Here is a 13,078-nt window from a genome sequence, read left to right on the forward strand (position 1 = left end):
GCTTCAGTTCCTATGCCTTGAAATGCAGGCGCACCTGCGTGCCGACGTTCGGCTCGCTGGAAAGCGCCACGAAGCCGCCGAAGCGCTCCATCGCCCGCTTCAGCATCGGCAGCCCCACCCCGAGCCCGTGCGACTTGGTGGTGTGGAACGGCCGGAAGGCCGATTCCAGTTGCTGCTCCGTCATGCCCATCCCGGAATCGCTGAACACGAGTTCCACGCCGTCCGGGGCCTTCACCCTGCGCATGTCGATGCGCAGTTCGCCGCCGCGGGGCATGGCCTCCACGGCGTTGGAAATCACGCTGTGCAGCGCCTGCCGCACCAGCGAGGTATTGCCCTGCACCTTCGTTCCGCACACCTCGCTGCGGGCCCACTGCAGCCGCACGTTCGAACGCTCGAAGGTCGGCGCGAAGGAGGCCAGCAGGCTGTCGAGCACCGCGCACAGGTCCACCGGTTCCGTCTCGCCCTGGATCGGGCGCGAGTACAGCAGCAGTTCGCGCACCCACTGCGACAGGAAGTCGACCTGGGTGATGATGTCCTGTGCGTTCTTGCGCACCGGCAGGTCGTCGGTGCACGCGGCCAGTTCGGCGCTGGAGCGCACGCTCGCCAGCGGGTTGCGCAGGCTGTGCGCCAGCGCCGTGGCCATCTCGCCGGCGAACACCTGCGACTGCGCCTCCAGCAGCTGCCGCTGCTGCTGCGACAGCACGCGCGAGCCGCGCCGCACGATGCTGAACAGGCCCAGGTAGATCACGAAGCCACCGGCCAGCGTGGTCATCCACACCAGGATCTGCCCGGCGCGGATCGAATCCACCAGGTGCCGCGGCTCCTTGTAGACCTCGACCACGGCCACCACCTCGCCCCTCGGGTCGGTCAGCGGCACGTAGTTCTCGATGAAGAACTCCTTGGGCTCCACCACGAAGCGCTGTTCGGAGCGCTCCGACATGTTGCCCGCGTGGTGCTTGGCCACGTCCATCTTGGAGGCGAAGGCCTCGCGCAGTTCCTCGTTCTCGTTGGTGAAGGTGCCGATCAGGTCGCGGTTGGTCGACCAGACGATCTTGCCGTCGCGCGCATACACGCTCGTGAGCAGCACGTCGGGCAGCGTCTCGAGGTGCTCGTACACCTCCGAGCGCGCCTGGGCCACCACCTTCGGCGACAGGCCCGCCGACCAGGTGTCCACCCGCGGGTCGAGGAAGGGCACCAGGCTCACGGCACCGATCTGCGCGGCCTCGACGCCCAGGCAGTTGTAGATGAACTGCGCCGTCAGCAGCGCGTCGCGCTGCAGCGCCTGCTGCGTCACGAAGTGGGACAGCACGGTGCCGGTGATCGCGGCCACCGGCAGCAGCGCCGCGAGACTGGCGATCGAGAACCAGCGCAGCAGGTTGAACGGCCGCACCTGCGCCGCGGGACGCGCTTCCTGCGCACCGGCGGTGGTCTGTCGTTGAACGGCTGCTTGCACTGGCGAGGCAGGAACTCCGGTTTCGATCGTTGGGGAAGCGCAGGCGGATTCCGTCGAAGCACGGCCGGGCCAGCGCCACCGGCCACGGCGCAAACCGGCTGGGAAACGCAAGCCGCCGCCAGGCAATCCGGCGAAGTGCTTCACGAAAATCCTCCTGCTTCAGACACCGGGCCGCCCTCGGCCCCTCCCGCCCCGGTTCTCACCTGGGCAAATTCATTATTAATGGCTTCGAGAGGAACTTGCAATTCGTCACGATCAACTCGGCACCAAAGTGCCACGAAATTGGACGAGCGGTGTGGTGCCCTCCGGCTTTGTGCGACTTGACAGAACAGCGCTTCATCGGTTGACTTCGTGGTACTGGCGCGTTCCGGTGACAAGGGCGGCTCCTTCTCAGAACGCCCAGAACGGGCCGGTGCCGGCGGGCGTCGCGCGGCCGGAAATGGCGACGAACACGGTGCGGCCGAAGAAGAAGGGCAAGCCCCAGTCGAAGCTGCGGCCCAGGATCACGCTGCCCCCCAGGCGCGCCGCTGCCGTGCCGAAGGCGAGCGCCCCCGCGTTTTCCACCGTGAAGGGCACCGCGACGCTGGCGCCGTTGACGCCGGTGGCGGTGGCCGACAGCGACAGCGCTGTGGCCGGGCAGTAGAACCCGCTGCTGCAGCGGGCGATGCCGCTGTCGGCAAAGAAGATCCCGTTGGACCCGCTGTCGATGAAGGCAGAACTCGTGCGGCCCTTGTAAGTAGTCGTGAAATTGCCGGCATTGCTGGCGGTGTAGACCGGCGCGGCGCCGAGCTGGTTGTTGTCGCGGGTCGCGATGCCCAGCACGAGCGAGCCGGAAAGCGAGCGCGCGCCGCCCGCGGGAACATCCGGCAACACGATCGCCAGGCCGTTGTTGTCGCTGGCCAGTGCGGCCACGGGATGCGCCACCTGCGCCGGCACGGGCACGGGCACGCCGGAACAGCCGGCGCCCGTGCAGGCGAAGTACATGCCTGGCGCCGTGCTGGCCGCACAGGCGGGCCCGCAGTCCTGCACCGAGAAGCCCACGCCCAGGATGCCGTTGGAGCCGGCGTCCGGCAGCGCGGCGCCTGTGCTGGCGCAGTCGACGGGCACCGCGGCATAGACGCCGGCGGGGTCGTCCATCACCTGCACCGACAGGCCGGCGGCCAGCTGCGCGCCGAGGCGCACGTCCGCGCCGCGCACGGAACCCCACGTGTAGCCGCTGGCGAAGGAAGCGCACTCCGCCAGCGCGGCACCGCCGGCGGCGGACACGGCGGGCAGGGCCAGGCCGCGCAGCGCCCCGGCGGCCACGCGCAGGCCGACGGAACCGGTATCGAGCAGGATGTGGTCGATCGTGCGGCAGTTCTGCGTGCCAGGCTCGCACACCGTGACGGTGACGAAGGGCGAATTGATGGCGCTGCCGTCGGTGCCGCGGTCCATCAGGATCGGGATGACGTTGCCCGCCGGGGCCAGGGGAGCGGCAGCCGTGGTGGCTGTCGCCGGCGTAGCGGGACCGGCAGCGGGGTCGGCCGCCGTGCTGGCGGGCTGCGAGGGGTCCGGCGTGCCCGTGGCGGGCAGCGACGGAGCGGGCGTGCTCGCCGGAGGGCTCGTGGTCGGCGTGCTCGTGGCCGGTGGGGCCGGCGCGGGCGCATCGCTGCTGCCGCCGCCGCAGGCGGCCAGCGCGCCGGCCAGCACCAGGGCCGCGGCAAGGCGCCCCCAGCGGCCGATGGCGGTCGCTCCGGTGCTCATTTCATCTCCTGCGTGTCGAAGCCGGCCGACAGGCGCGACGGCAGCCAGGCCCGGCCTTCGAAAGCACCCATGTGCCCTTCCGAGACGATCACGGCTTCGCCCGTGTCCACCGCCAGCCGGGAGTGCGGACCGCCGCGGCGCTGCGCCCCACGGTCGCGGAACGCCGCGAAGTGGCGCCCGAGCAGGCGCTGGAGGTTCGGCTTGAAGGGGCCGGACCAGGACAGCGCGAACACCTTGCCGCCGGCGTCGACGTATTCGTCGACCGCCACGCCCGAACGCAGCGTGCGGTGCAGGATCGTGTAGGCCGCGCCGGCGGCGGTGGCCGCCGGCGTGGCGCGGACCGCCGCGCCGTCGCCGCGGGTGGGTGCATCGTCGAGGCCCGCCGTTGCCGCACCGGCGGCCAGCAGGAGGCACATCGACATCGCGAAGAGTCGGTTCATTGCGTGTGTGTTTCCGTCCGCCCCGGGTCCGCTGCGTGCGCGGCCCCCCTCGGGGCGTGAGCACGATAGAGCGGGGACCACGGGGGCAGTTCCGGCGCATCAGTGCCATGTAAGCAAAAGAACACGCCCTGAGTAATTCAACGCATGCATGCGGCATGCCCGCTTCACTCAAATGGAGGAGGTGCGCAGCGGGGGCCCGGAAAGACGAAAGCCCCGCTGTTTCCAGCGGGGCTTTCCATGACTTGGCGGAGTGGACGGGACTCGAACCCGCGACCCCCGGCGTGACAGGCCGGTATTCTAACCAACTGAACTACCACTCCACGGCAGTGCCGGCTTCGCTCCTTCGAGCACAAGTGCCAGCCAGACTTGGCGACCCTACGGGGATTCGAACCCCGGTACTCACCGTGAAAGGGTGATGTCCTAGGCCTCTAGACGATAGGGTCGAACCTGGACGCAACGAACGGACACCTGGTGGAGGTAAGCGGGATCGAACCGCTGACCTCTTGCATGCCATGCAAGCGCTCTCCCAGCTGAGCTATACCCCCTGGGTATCCGTTTGTCTCTCTCTTAAAAGAAACACGGGCCGAAGCCCGTGTTCCCGAATCTGGCGGAGTGGACGGGACTCGAACCCGCGACCCCCGGCGTGACAGGCCGGTATTCTAACCAACTGAACTACCACTCCGCGTCGGTGCCGGCTTTCTGCTCTTTCGAACACAAGTGCCGGCAAACTTGGCGACCCTACGGGGATTCGAACCCCGGTACTCACCGTGAAAGGGTGATGTCCTAGGCCTCTAGACGATAGGGTCGAAACCTTGAACGCACGCCCGGGGACGTGCTACCTGCAGAATTTTTCCGTCTCGACACTCGTTCTGGTGGAGGTAAGCGGGATCGAACCGCTGACCTCTTGCATGCCATGCAAGCGCTCTCCCAGCTGAGCTATACCCCCGGCAGGTGTCGAGCCCTGAATTCTACACTGAAAACTCAGGCGCCCCGGAGTCGCTCGACCACGCGCTCGCGCTGGCTGAGGGCGAGCACCGCATCCACCGACGGCGTCTGCGCCGTGCCCATCACGAGCACGCGCACCGGCATCGCCAGCTGGGGCATCTTGAGGCCCGTGGCGCGCAGCGTTTCCTTCAGCGCCTGCGCGATGTCTTCCTTCGTCCACGGCGAGGACTCGAGCATCTTCGCCAGCATGCCCAGCGCGGGCCGCACGCCATCCGTGATGTGCTTCTGCAGCTCCGCGGGATCCGGCTGCACTTCGACATAGAAGCGCGAGGCCCAGTCGGCCAGCGCGACGGTCGTGTCGCAGCGGTCCTTCAGCAGGCCGCAGATGGCGGCCAGGCGCGCATCCGTCTCCACTCCGCGAGAGGCGAGCACGTCCTTCACCAGCAAGGCCAGCGCCTCGTCGGCCATCAGCTTCATGTGCTGGGCGTTCACCCAGCGCAGCTTGGCCTCGTCGAACTGCGCGGCGCTGCGGCCCAGGTGGTCGAGATCGAACCACTGCAGGAACTGCTCGCGGCTGAAGATCTCCTCGTCGCCGTGCGACCAGCCCAGGCGCGCGAGGTAGTTCACCATCGCATCGGGCAGGAAGCCCTCGTCGCGGTACTGCGTCACCGGCTTGGCGCCGTTGCGCTTGCTCATCTTCTCGCCCTGCTCGTTGAGCACCGTCGGCAGGTGCGCGAACACGGGCGGCTGCCTGCCGAGCGCACGGAAGATGTTGATCTGGCGCGGCGTGTTGTTCACGTGGTCGTCGCCGCGGATCACGTGCGTGATCTCCATGTCGATGTCGTCGACCACCACGCAGAAGTTGTACGTGGGCGTGCCGTCGGGCCGCGCGATCACCAGGTCGTCGAGTTCGTCGTTGCGGATCTCGATGCGGCCCTTGACCTTGTCGTCCCAGGCCACCACGCCGCCGATCGGATTGCGAAAGCGCCACACCGGCTGCACGCCCTCGGGCACCGGCGGCAGCGCCTTGCCCGGCTCCGGCCGCCAGGTGCCGTCGTAGCGAGGTTTTTCCTTGGCGGCCATCTGCCTCTCGCGCAAGGCGTCGAGTTCCGCCACGCTCATGTAGCAGGGATAGACCAGCCCCTGCTCGCGCATCTGCGCCAGCACCTCGCGGTAGCGGTCCATGCGCTGCATCTGGTAGTAGGGCCCCTCGTCCGGATCGAGGCCGAGCCAGCGCATGCCCGCCAGGATCACGTCGACGGCGGCCTGCGAGGAGCGCTCGAGGTCGGTGTCCTCGATGCGCAGGATGAAGGTGCCGCCCTGCGAGCGGGCGAAGGCCCAGGGGTAGAGGGCCGAGCGGATGTTCCCCAGGTGGATGAAGCCGGTGGGGGAAGGGGCGAAGCGGGTTCTGACTTTCACGGCGGGATTGTCCTATGCGTGCGAGAGGCACGCGTTGCGTAGGCTGGCGGTGACGCGCGAAGCGCCGGAACCCCAGCGGTGCGCGAAGCGCCGGGGTTCGCGCGCTGCGCGGCTCACCGCCAGCCTACAACTGCTCCAGGCCGCGAAGCAGGTCGTCCTGGATGTCGAGCGGATGTTCGAGGCCCACGGCCAGGCGGATCAGGCCCTGGCCGATGCCGGCGGCCTGGCGCTGCTCCTCGCTCAGGCGGCCGTGCGAGGTCGTGGCGGAATGGCTGATGATGCTCTTGGTGTCACCGAGGTTGGTCGCGATGCTCATCACCTGCGCGCTGTCGATCACCTTGAAGGCATTCGCGCGCAGGCCCGCGGGGTCGCGGCCCTTGACGTCGAAGGACACCACGGCGCCGCCGAGGCCGGACTGCTGGCGCATCGCCAGCGCGTGCTGCGGATGCGATTCGAGGCCCGGGTAGTAGACGCGCGTGACGTTCGGGTGCGCCTGCAGGAACTGCGCGACCTGCAGCGCATTGGCGCACTGCTGCCGCATGCGGATGTCCAGCGTCTCCAGGCCCTTGAGCACCACCCAGGCGTTGAAGGGCGCGAGCGTCATGCCGGCCGTGCGCACGATGGGCGCGAAGACGTCGTTGATCCACTTCGCCGAGCCGCACAGGGCACCGGCCATCACGCGCCCCTGCCCGTCCAGGTACTTGGTGCCGGAGTGGATGATGAAGTCGGCGCCGAACTCGATCGGCCGCTGCAGCGCCGGCGAACAGAAGCAGTTGTCCACCGCCAGCAGCGCGCCCGCGCCATGCGCCAGCTCCGACAGCGCGCGGATGTCGCACACGTCGGTCAGCGGATTGGTGGGCGTCTCCGCGAACAGCAGCTTCGTGTTGGGCTTGACCGCCTTGCGCCACTCGTCCAGGTCGGTCTGCGAGACGAAGGTGCTTTCCACCCCGAACTTGCCGAACTCCTTGGCGAACAGGTTCATCGTCGAGCCGAACACCGAGCGCGAGCAGATCACGTGGTCGCCCGCCTTGAGCACGCCCATGCACAGCAGCAGGATGGCGGCCATGCCGGTGGAAGTGGCGATCGCCGCCTCCGTGCCTTCCATCGCCGCCAGCCGCAGCTCGAAGCTGGTCACCGTGGGATTGGAGGTGCGGGCGTAGGTGTAGCCCTCCTGCGGGTTGGCGAAGCGGTGCGCCGAGGTCTCGGCGTCCGGCTGCACGAAGCCGCTGGTGAGGTACAGCGCCTCGGAGTTCTCGCCCCACTGGCTCGGCGGCAGCGCCGCGCGTACCGCCAGGGTCTCGCGGCGCAGGCCGGGGGGCAGCTTCTTGCCGTTCATGGCTTCAGGCTTCCTGGGGATTGGGGATGGACAGGCGCGAGGTCGTCACGTCCAGCGGGTCTTCCTGGCCGACGCGCGCCTCGTTGATGCGGGCGATGTCCTCGGGATTGATGTCGCCGGTGACGTACACGCCGTCGAAGCAGGACGCGTCGAAGCCGTCGATCTTCGGGTTGAGCTTGCCGATGGCGTTCTTCATGCCGTCGACGTCCTGGTAGATCAGCGCATCGCAGCCAATCAGCTCGCGCACTTCCTCCACCGTGCGGCCGTGCGCGACCAGCTCCGAGGGCGTGGGCATGTCGATGCCGTAGACGTTGGGGAAACGCACCGGCGGCGCGGCGCTCGCCATGTAGACCTTGCGCGCGCCGGCATCGCGCGCCATCTGCACGATCTCGCGGCTGGTGGTGCCGCGCACGATGGAGTCGTCCACCAGCAGCACGTTGCGGCCCTTGAACTCGCTGCCGATCGCGTTGAGCTTCTGGCGCACCGAGCGCTTGCGCACCGCCTGGCCCGGCATGATGAAGGTGCGGCCCACGTAGCGGTTCTTCACGAAGCCTTCGCGGTACGGGATGCCCAGCAGCTGCGCGAGCTGCATGGCGCTGGGCCGGCTCGACTCGGGGATGGGGATCACGACGTCGATCTCGTTGGGCGGCACGGTGGAGATCACGCGCTTGGCGAGCGTCTCGCCGAGGTTCAGCCGCGCCTGGTAGACCGAGATGCCATCGAGCACCGAGTCGGGCCGCGCCAGGTACACGTATTCGAAGATGCAGGGCGACAGCTTCGGGTTCTCGGCGCACTGCGCGGCATGCACCTTGCCCTGCAGGTCGACGAACACGCACTCGCCGGGCGCGACGTTGCGCTCGAAGCGGTGGCTGGTGCCCTCGAGCGCCACCGATTCGCTGGCGACCATCACGGTGCCGTCGGCGCCGCGGCCGATGCACAGCGGGCGGATGCCGAACGGGTCGCGGAAGGCGACCAGGCCGTGGCCGGCGACCAGTGCCACCACCGCGTAGGAGCCGCGGATGCGCCGGTGCACGTTGGCCACCGCCGCGAACACGTCGTGCGGCGACAGCTGCACGCCGCGCGTGGTGCGTTCGAGTTCATGCGCGAACACGTTCACCAGCACCTCGGTGTCGCTCTCGGTGTTGATGTGGCGGTGGTCGGCGGAGAACAGTTCCGCCTTGAGCGCCTGCGCGTTGGTGAGGTTGCCGTTGTGCGCCAGCGTGATGCCGAAGGGCGCGTTGACGTAGAAGGGCTGCGCCTCTTCCTCGCTGTACGCGTTGCCCGCCGTGGGATAGCGCACCTGTCCGAGGCCCACGTTGCCGGGCAGCGCGCGCATGTTGCGGGTGCGGAACACGTCGCGCACCATGCCCTTGGCCTTGTGCATGTAGACCTTGCGACCCTGCTGCGTGACGATGCCCGCGGCATCCTGGCCGCGGTGCTGCAGCAGCAACAGGGCGTCGTAGATCAGCTGGTTGACCGGGCCCTGGCTGACGACCCCGACGATTCCGCACATAGTGTTTCGCTTTCCTTCATGCCGGCAGCAAGGTGCCGAACCGCTCGGGCACCACCGGCTTCAATCCACGCAAGGCCGCCGTCGCGACGCCGGCCGTCACCGATTCCGTCCACCACCCGCTCGTCTTCAGGCCGGCGAGGTGGACCACCACCGCCACCGCCAGCACGGCCAGCGCCCCGCGCACCAGGCCGAACACCGCGCCCAGCGCCCGGTCGACGGGCGCGAGGCCGGAGGCGGCCACCAGCTTCTTCGTGAGCCAGGCCAGCAGGCCGCCGGCAAACAGCGCGGCGATGAACACCACCGCGAAACCCGCAGCGTAGCGGATGGACTCGCCCGCGTGGCCGAGCGGCATCAGCTCCGCGGCCCGGGGGGCGAGCCACTGCGCCAGCACGAAGGCGGCCACCCAGTTCAGCACCGACAGGACCTCGAACACCAGCCCGCGCCAGATGCCCAGCAGCACCGACGCGGCCAGCACGGCCAGCACCACCCAGTCCAGGACCGCCACTACAGCGACAGGATCGCGGCCGGCAGCGCCAGGCCCTTGATCTTCTCCGCCGCGCGGTCGGCCTCGGCGCGGGAGGCGAAGGGGCCCGCGCGCACCCGGATGCGCGGGCCGTTCTTCGTCTCGGCGATGTTGGTGTAGTTCTTCAGCCCGGCGCGATCGAGCTTCTGCTGCGCCAGCTTCGCCTTTTCCTTTTCGGCGAAAGCGCCGACCTGCACCACGTAGCGCAGGCCGCCCGCGGCCGTGTCGACCGACTTGCCTTCCAGCAGGGCCTGGGCCTTGGCGGCCTCCGGTTTGGTTTCGGTCCGGGTTTCGGCGCGAGGTTCCGGCTTCTTCTCGGGAACGCTCTCCGCCTTGGCCACCTTCGGCGGCTCGGCCTTCGCGGCGGCGGCCGGCGCGGGCTTGCCCTCAGTCGCCGGCAGGCCGGCTTCCTGCCGGCTCTCGGTGATCACGGGGGCGGGTGCCGGCGCGCTGGCGACCTTGCCGCTGACCGCGGGCGCCGGTGCCTGCGGCAGGGGCGGCAGCGGCTTGGCCTTGTTGCGGTCGGGAATCTCGATCGGGATGTCCACGGCCACCGGGCGCGGCTGTGTGTCGAACAGCAGCGGGAAGCCGACGACGCCGGCGAGGACGAGGACCACGGCACCGATCAGGCGGTGGCGGGCGCGCCGCCGCATCACTTCGATGCTTTCGGCGGGGGACGACGCGGCTTTCGGAGCGTCGACCTTCTTGCGCAACTTGAACAAGGCCATCGGGAGGGGGGGATTCAGCCGAGATGCTTGGCGGACAGGCGGGGCACACCGTGCGTGAGGACGCCGCCCACCGTGTAGAACGATCCGAACACGAGGATTCTATCAGCGGGGTCGGCCGCGGCCACCGCGGCGCGCAGGGCGTCCTCGGGGCTCGTGTGGGTGCTGGCCGGCACGTCGCGCCGGCCCGGCAGGGCGCGCCACTTTTCGAGCAGCGCCTGCGCCCCCGCCGCGCGCGGCGTGGGCAGGTCGGTGAAGTACCAGCGGTCCACCAGCGGGCCCATCTTCGCCAGCATGGGCGCGAGATCCTTGTCGGCCATCGCGCCGAACACGCCGTGCGTCGTGGGATAGAAGCCCATCGCATCGAGGTTCGCCGCCAGGGCCGCCACCGAGTGCGGGTTGTGCGCCACGTCCAGCACCAGCGCCGGCTGCCCGGGGACGATCTGGAAGCGCCCGGGCAGTTCCACCATCGCCAGGCCGTTGCGGATCGCCTGCGCCGTCACCGGCAGCCGCGGCCGCAGCGCCTCCAGCGCCGCCAGCACGCCCGAGGCATTGAGCAGCTGGTTGGCGCCCCGCAGCGCCGGATAGGCCAGCCCCGGGTAGCGCCGCCCGCGTCCGGCCCAGGCCCACTGCTGCTTGTCGCCGGAGAAGTTGAAATCGCGCCCCAGCAGCCACAGGTCGGCCCCGAGCGCGTTGGCGTACTGCACCACGCTGTGCGGCGGGATCGGATCGCTCACGATCGCCGGCTTGCCGGCGCGCAGGATGCCGGCCTTCTCGCGGCCGATGCTCTCGCGGTCGGGCCCGAGGTACTCCATGTGGTCCAGGTCGATGCTGGTGATGATCGCGCAGTCGGTGTCGACGACGTTCACCGCGTCGAGCCGGCCGCCCAGGCCCACTTCCAGGATCGCCACGTCGAGGCCGCTGGCCGCCATCAGGCTCAGGATCGCCAGCGTGGTGAACTCGAAGTACGTGAGCGCCACGTCGTCCGCCGCGCGGGCGGCTTCGACGCGCTCGAAGTGCGGCAGCAGCGCCTGGGCCTGCACGATCTCGCCGCCGATGCGGCAGCGCTCCTCGAAGTGCACCAGGTGCGGCGAGGTGTACACGCCCGGGCGCCAGCCCGCCTGCAGCGCGATCGCCTCCAGCATCGCGCAGGTGGAGCCCTTGCCGTTGGTGCCGGCCACCGTGACGACGGGGCATTCGAAGCGCAGGCCCAGGCGCGCGGCCACCTGTTCGACGCGGTCGAGGCCGAGCGCGATGTTCTTCGGGTGCAGGCGCTCGCAGTGGGCCAGCCAGTCGCTGAGGTCTTTCATGCCGCGATTGTCGTTGGCCGGGCACCCCTATGATGCCGCCATGCCCGCGACCCTCTACGGCATTCCCAACTGCGACACGGTGAAGAAGGCGCGCGCCTGGCTCGCCGGCCAGGGCGTCGGCTACGCGTTCCACGACTTCAAGAAGGACGGCGTGCCGCCCGACCGGCTCGATGCCTGGCTGCGCGCGGCGGGCTGGGAGAAGCTGCTGAACCGGCAGGGCACCACCTGGCGCAAGCTCGATGCCGACGCGCAGTTGCGCTACGGCAACGAACGGGGCGCGCGCGAGCTCATGCTGGCGCAGCCGAGCGTGATCAGGCGACCGGTGGTCGAATGGCCGGACGGCAGCGTCACCGTGGGCTTCGACGCTGGTGCGTGGCAGGCGAGAACAGGTGCCTGAGCCGGGTATTTTTACCGTCGCTTTACTGTAAAGCCTGGAAACGGCTGGGCCGGCTGTCTAGACTTTCAGCACCAGCAGTTGAAAACGAGTTCTTGCCATGAAACAAACCGTCCTTTTCGCGGCCCTCGGGCTCGTCGCGTTCGGCGCCGCCGCGCAGGAAGGCCGCGTCCTCTCCTCCCAGCCCGTGATCCAGCAGGTCGCCGTGCCGCGGCAGAACTGCGTGCAGGGCATGGTGCAGGCCCAGCCGCAGACCTCCGGCATGGGGGGCCTGGCCGGCGCCGTCACGGGCGCGGCCATCGGCAGCCAGATCGGCGGCGGCAACGGGGCCATCGCCGCAGGGCTGATCGGCCTGGTCGGTGGTGCCATCGCGGGCAACAGCATCGAAGCCAACAACATGCGTGCGCAGCAGGTGGCGGTGCCCACCTGCACCACCGAGACGACGTACGAGAACCGGACCGTCGGCTACGACGTCACCTACGAGTACGCGGGCCAGCAGTACTCCACCCGCATGCCCTACGATCCGGGCCCCAGCATCCGCCTGCAGGTCACGCCCATGGCACAGGGCGGTATGCCCGCGCCGGGCATGAACGGCGCCGTCAGCGCCCCGCCGGTGCAGGGCATTGCCACCGCTCCCGGCACCGTGATCTCCACGGCCCCCGTGATGGTGGCCGCCCCGGTCGTCGTGCAGCCCTATCCCGTGTACCCGGCCTATCCGTACCCGGTGTACCGGCCCTACTACTACCCGCCGATCGGCGTGTCGCTGGGCTTCGTGTTCCGCGGCGGCCACGGCGGCGGCCATCGCCACTGGCGCTGAAGCGCAGTCCGACGCCCTTCGAGAGAACCCCGCAGCGCGGGGTTTTTTCTTTGGCCGGGCCGAACCGGGGCACTCGCCTAAAATCAACGGTTTCCCCCGCAGCTTTTCCTTCCCCCACCATGACCACCGAGAAATTCGACGGCGTCGCCGTCGCGACCCAGGCCAACGTGTACTTCGACGGCAAGTGCGTCAGCCACAGCATCACGCTGGCCGACGGCACGAAGAAGTCGGTGGGCGTGATCCTGCCGGCCAGCCTGACCTTCAAGACGGGCGCGCCCGAGATCATGGAATGCGTGGCCGGCTCCTGCGAGTACAAGCTCGCCGGCGCCAGCGAGTGGAAGAAGTCCTCGGCCGGCGAGAAGTTCTCGGTGCCCGGCAACTCCAGCTTCGAGATCCGCGCCAGCGAGCCCTACCACTACATCTGCCACTTCGGCTGACCGCCGCACGGCCGCCCGAAGAC

The 13,078-nt window shown here is 69.2% G+C and carries 12 protein-coding genes and 6 tRNA genes; 3 read left to right on the top strand and 15 right to left on the bottom strand.

Translation table 11 applies throughout. The annotated features are described in order from the left end of the window. Positions 1 to 10: 10 nt before the first annotated feature. The 15 genes from WG923_RS00720 to folC all read right to left on the bottom strand — a co-directional run bounded on the left by WG923_RS00720 (position 11) and on the right by folC (position 11,407). Positions 11 to 1,453 (bottom strand): sensor histidine kinase, encoded by a 1,443-nt coding sequence (locus WG923_RS00720; RefSeq protein WP_340348996.1) that lies wholly within the window; start codon positions 1,451 to 1,453, stop codon positions 11 to 13. A 390-nt stretch (positions 1,454 to 1,843) separates the two neighbouring features. Beyond that, positions 1,844 to 3,196, bottom strand: a complete 1,353-nt coding sequence (locus WG923_RS00725; RefSeq protein ID WP_340348997.1) for a DUF3443 domain-containing protein — start codon at positions 3,194 to 3,196, stop codon at positions 1,844 to 1,846. Continuing rightward, positions 3,193 to 3,636: a DUF2844 domain-containing protein gene (locus WG923_RS00730; protein ID WP_340348998.1), complete on the bottom strand. Its 444-nt coding sequence runs from the start codon at positions 3,634 to 3,636 to the stop codon at positions 3,193 to 3,195. The genes WG923_RS00725 and WG923_RS00730 overlap by 4 nt, the downstream gene beginning before the upstream one ends. A gap of 243 nt (positions 3,637 to 3,879) precedes the next feature. Beyond that, positions 3,880 to 3,956, bottom strand: a tRNA-Asp gene (locus tag WG923_RS00735). Positions 3,957 to 4,003: 47 nt separating this feature from the next. Continuing rightward, a tRNA-Glu gene (locus WG923_RS00740) sits at positions 4,004 to 4,079 on the bottom strand. A 26-nt stretch (positions 4,080 to 4,105) separates the two neighbouring features. After that, positions 4,106 to 4,181: transfer RNA gene (locus WG923_RS00745), tRNA-Ala, on the bottom strand. A gap of 60 nt (positions 4,182 to 4,241) precedes the next feature. Then, a tRNA-Asp gene (locus tag WG923_RS00750) sits at positions 4,242 to 4,318 on the bottom strand. 48 nt (positions 4,319 to 4,366) lie between these two features. Then, a tRNA-Glu gene (locus WG923_RS00755) sits at positions 4,367 to 4,442 on the bottom strand. Positions 4,443 to 4,506: 64 nt separating this feature from the next. Then, positions 4,507 to 4,582: transfer RNA gene (locus WG923_RS00760), tRNA-Ala, on the bottom strand. Between the two features lie 35 nt (positions 4,583 to 4,617). Beyond that, positions 4,618 to 6,000, bottom strand: coding sequence for a glutamate--tRNA ligase (gene gltX, locus WG923_RS00765; protein WP_340348999.1), 1,383 nt, complete (start codon positions 5,998 to 6,000; stop codon positions 4,618 to 4,620). Positions 6,001 to 6,124: 124 nt separating this feature from the next. Continuing rightward, positions 6,125 to 7,336, bottom strand: a complete 1,212-nt coding sequence (locus WG923_RS00770) for an O-succinylhomoserine sulfhydrylase (protein ID WP_340349000.1) — start codon at positions 7,334 to 7,336, stop codon at positions 6,125 to 6,127. Positions 7,337 to 7,340: 4 nt separating this feature from the next. Next, positions 7,341 to 8,849 (bottom strand): amidophosphoribosyltransferase, encoded by a 1,509-nt coding sequence (gene purF / locus WG923_RS00775; RefSeq protein ID WP_340349001.1) that lies wholly within the window; start codon positions 8,847 to 8,849, stop codon positions 7,341 to 7,343. A gap of 16 nt (positions 8,850 to 8,865) precedes the next feature. Then, a complete protein-coding gene (locus WG923_RS00780; RefSeq protein WP_340349002.1) occupies positions 8,866 to 9,354 on the bottom strand; it encodes a CvpA family protein in 489 nt (162 codons plus the stop codon). After that, the gene (locus WG923_RS00785; RefSeq protein ID WP_340349003.1) at positions 9,354 to 10,100 is read right to left on the bottom strand and encodes an SPOR domain-containing protein; all 747 of its coding nucleotides are present in this window, start codon (positions 10,098 to 10,100) and stop codon (positions 9,354 to 9,356) included. The genes WG923_RS00780 and WG923_RS00785 overlap by 1 nt, the downstream gene beginning before the upstream one ends. 14 nt (positions 10,101 to 10,114) lie before the next feature. Next, positions 10,115 to 11,407 (bottom strand): bifunctional tetrahydrofolate synthase/dihydrofolate synthase, encoded by a 1,293-nt coding sequence (gene folC / locus WG923_RS00790; RefSeq protein WP_340349004.1) that lies wholly within the window; start codon positions 11,405 to 11,407, stop codon positions 10,115 to 10,117. A gap of 40 nt (positions 11,408 to 11,447) precedes the next feature. Between folC and WG923_RS00795 the strand changes: the two genes are divergently transcribed. The 3 genes from WG923_RS00795 (at position 11,448) to ppnP (ending at position 13,055) form a co-directional block, all read left to right on the top strand. After that, positions 11,448 to 11,804, top strand: a complete 357-nt coding sequence (locus WG923_RS00795) for an arsenate reductase (RefSeq protein WP_340349005.1) — start codon at positions 11,448 to 11,450, stop codon at positions 11,802 to 11,804. A 97-nt stretch (positions 11,805 to 11,901) separates the two neighbouring features. Continuing rightward, positions 11,902 to 12,618 carry a glycine zipper 2TM domain-containing protein gene (locus WG923_RS00800; protein WP_340349006.1) on the top strand — a complete coding sequence of 239 codons (717 nt, stop codon included), beginning with the start codon at positions 11,902 to 11,904 and terminating at the stop codon, positions 12,616 to 12,618. A 119-nt stretch (positions 12,619 to 12,737) separates the two neighbouring features. Then, on the top strand, positions 12,738 to 13,055 hold the full coding sequence (gene ppnP / locus WG923_RS00805) for a pyrimidine/purine nucleoside phosphorylase (RefSeq protein ID WP_340349007.1): 318 nt from the start codon (positions 12,738 to 12,740) through the stop codon (positions 13,053 to 13,055). Positions 13,056 to 13,078: the final 23 nt, after the last annotated feature.

The sequence above is a fragment of the Ramlibacter sp. AN1133 genome, assembly GCF_037890035.1.
Classification (GTDB): Bacteria; Pseudomonadota; Gammaproteobacteria; order Burkholderiales; family Burkholderiaceae_C; genus Ramlibacter.

Coding starts and splice junctions, on each gene's coding strand:
- WG923_RS00770 (WP_340349000.1), bottom strand. CDS start 7,336: ATGAACGGCAAGAAGCTGCCCCCCGGCCTGCGCCGCGAGACCCTGGCG.
- WG923_RS00800 (WP_340349006.1), top strand. CDS start 11,902: ATGAAACAAACCGTCCTTTTCGCGGCCCTCGGGCTCGTCGCGTTCGGC.
- WG923_RS00725 (WP_340348997.1), bottom strand. CDS start 3,196: ATGAGCACCGGAGCGACCGCCATCGGCCGCTGGGGGCGCCTTGCCGCG.
- WG923_RS00730 (WP_340348998.1), bottom strand. CDS start 3,636: ATGAACCGACTCTTCGCGATGTCGATGTGCCTCCTGCTGGCCGCCGGT.
- WG923_RS00795 (WP_340349005.1), top strand. CDS start 11,448: ATGCCCGCGACCCTCTACGGCATTCCCAACTGCGACACGGTGAAGAAG.
- purF (WP_340349001.1), bottom strand. CDS start 8,849: ATGTGCGGAATCGTCGGGGTCGTCAGCCAGGGCCCGGTCAACCAGCTG.
- WG923_RS00785 (WP_340349003.1), bottom strand. CDS start 10,100: ATGGCCTTGTTCAAGTTGCGCAAGAAGGTCGACGCTCCGAAAGCCGCG.
- ppnP (WP_340349007.1), top strand. CDS start 12,738: ATGACCACCGAGAAATTCGACGGCGTCGCCGTCGCGACCCAGGCCAAC.
- folC (WP_340349004.1), bottom strand. CDS start 11,407: ATGAAAGACCTCAGCGACTGGCTGGCCCACTGCGAGCGCCTGCACCCG.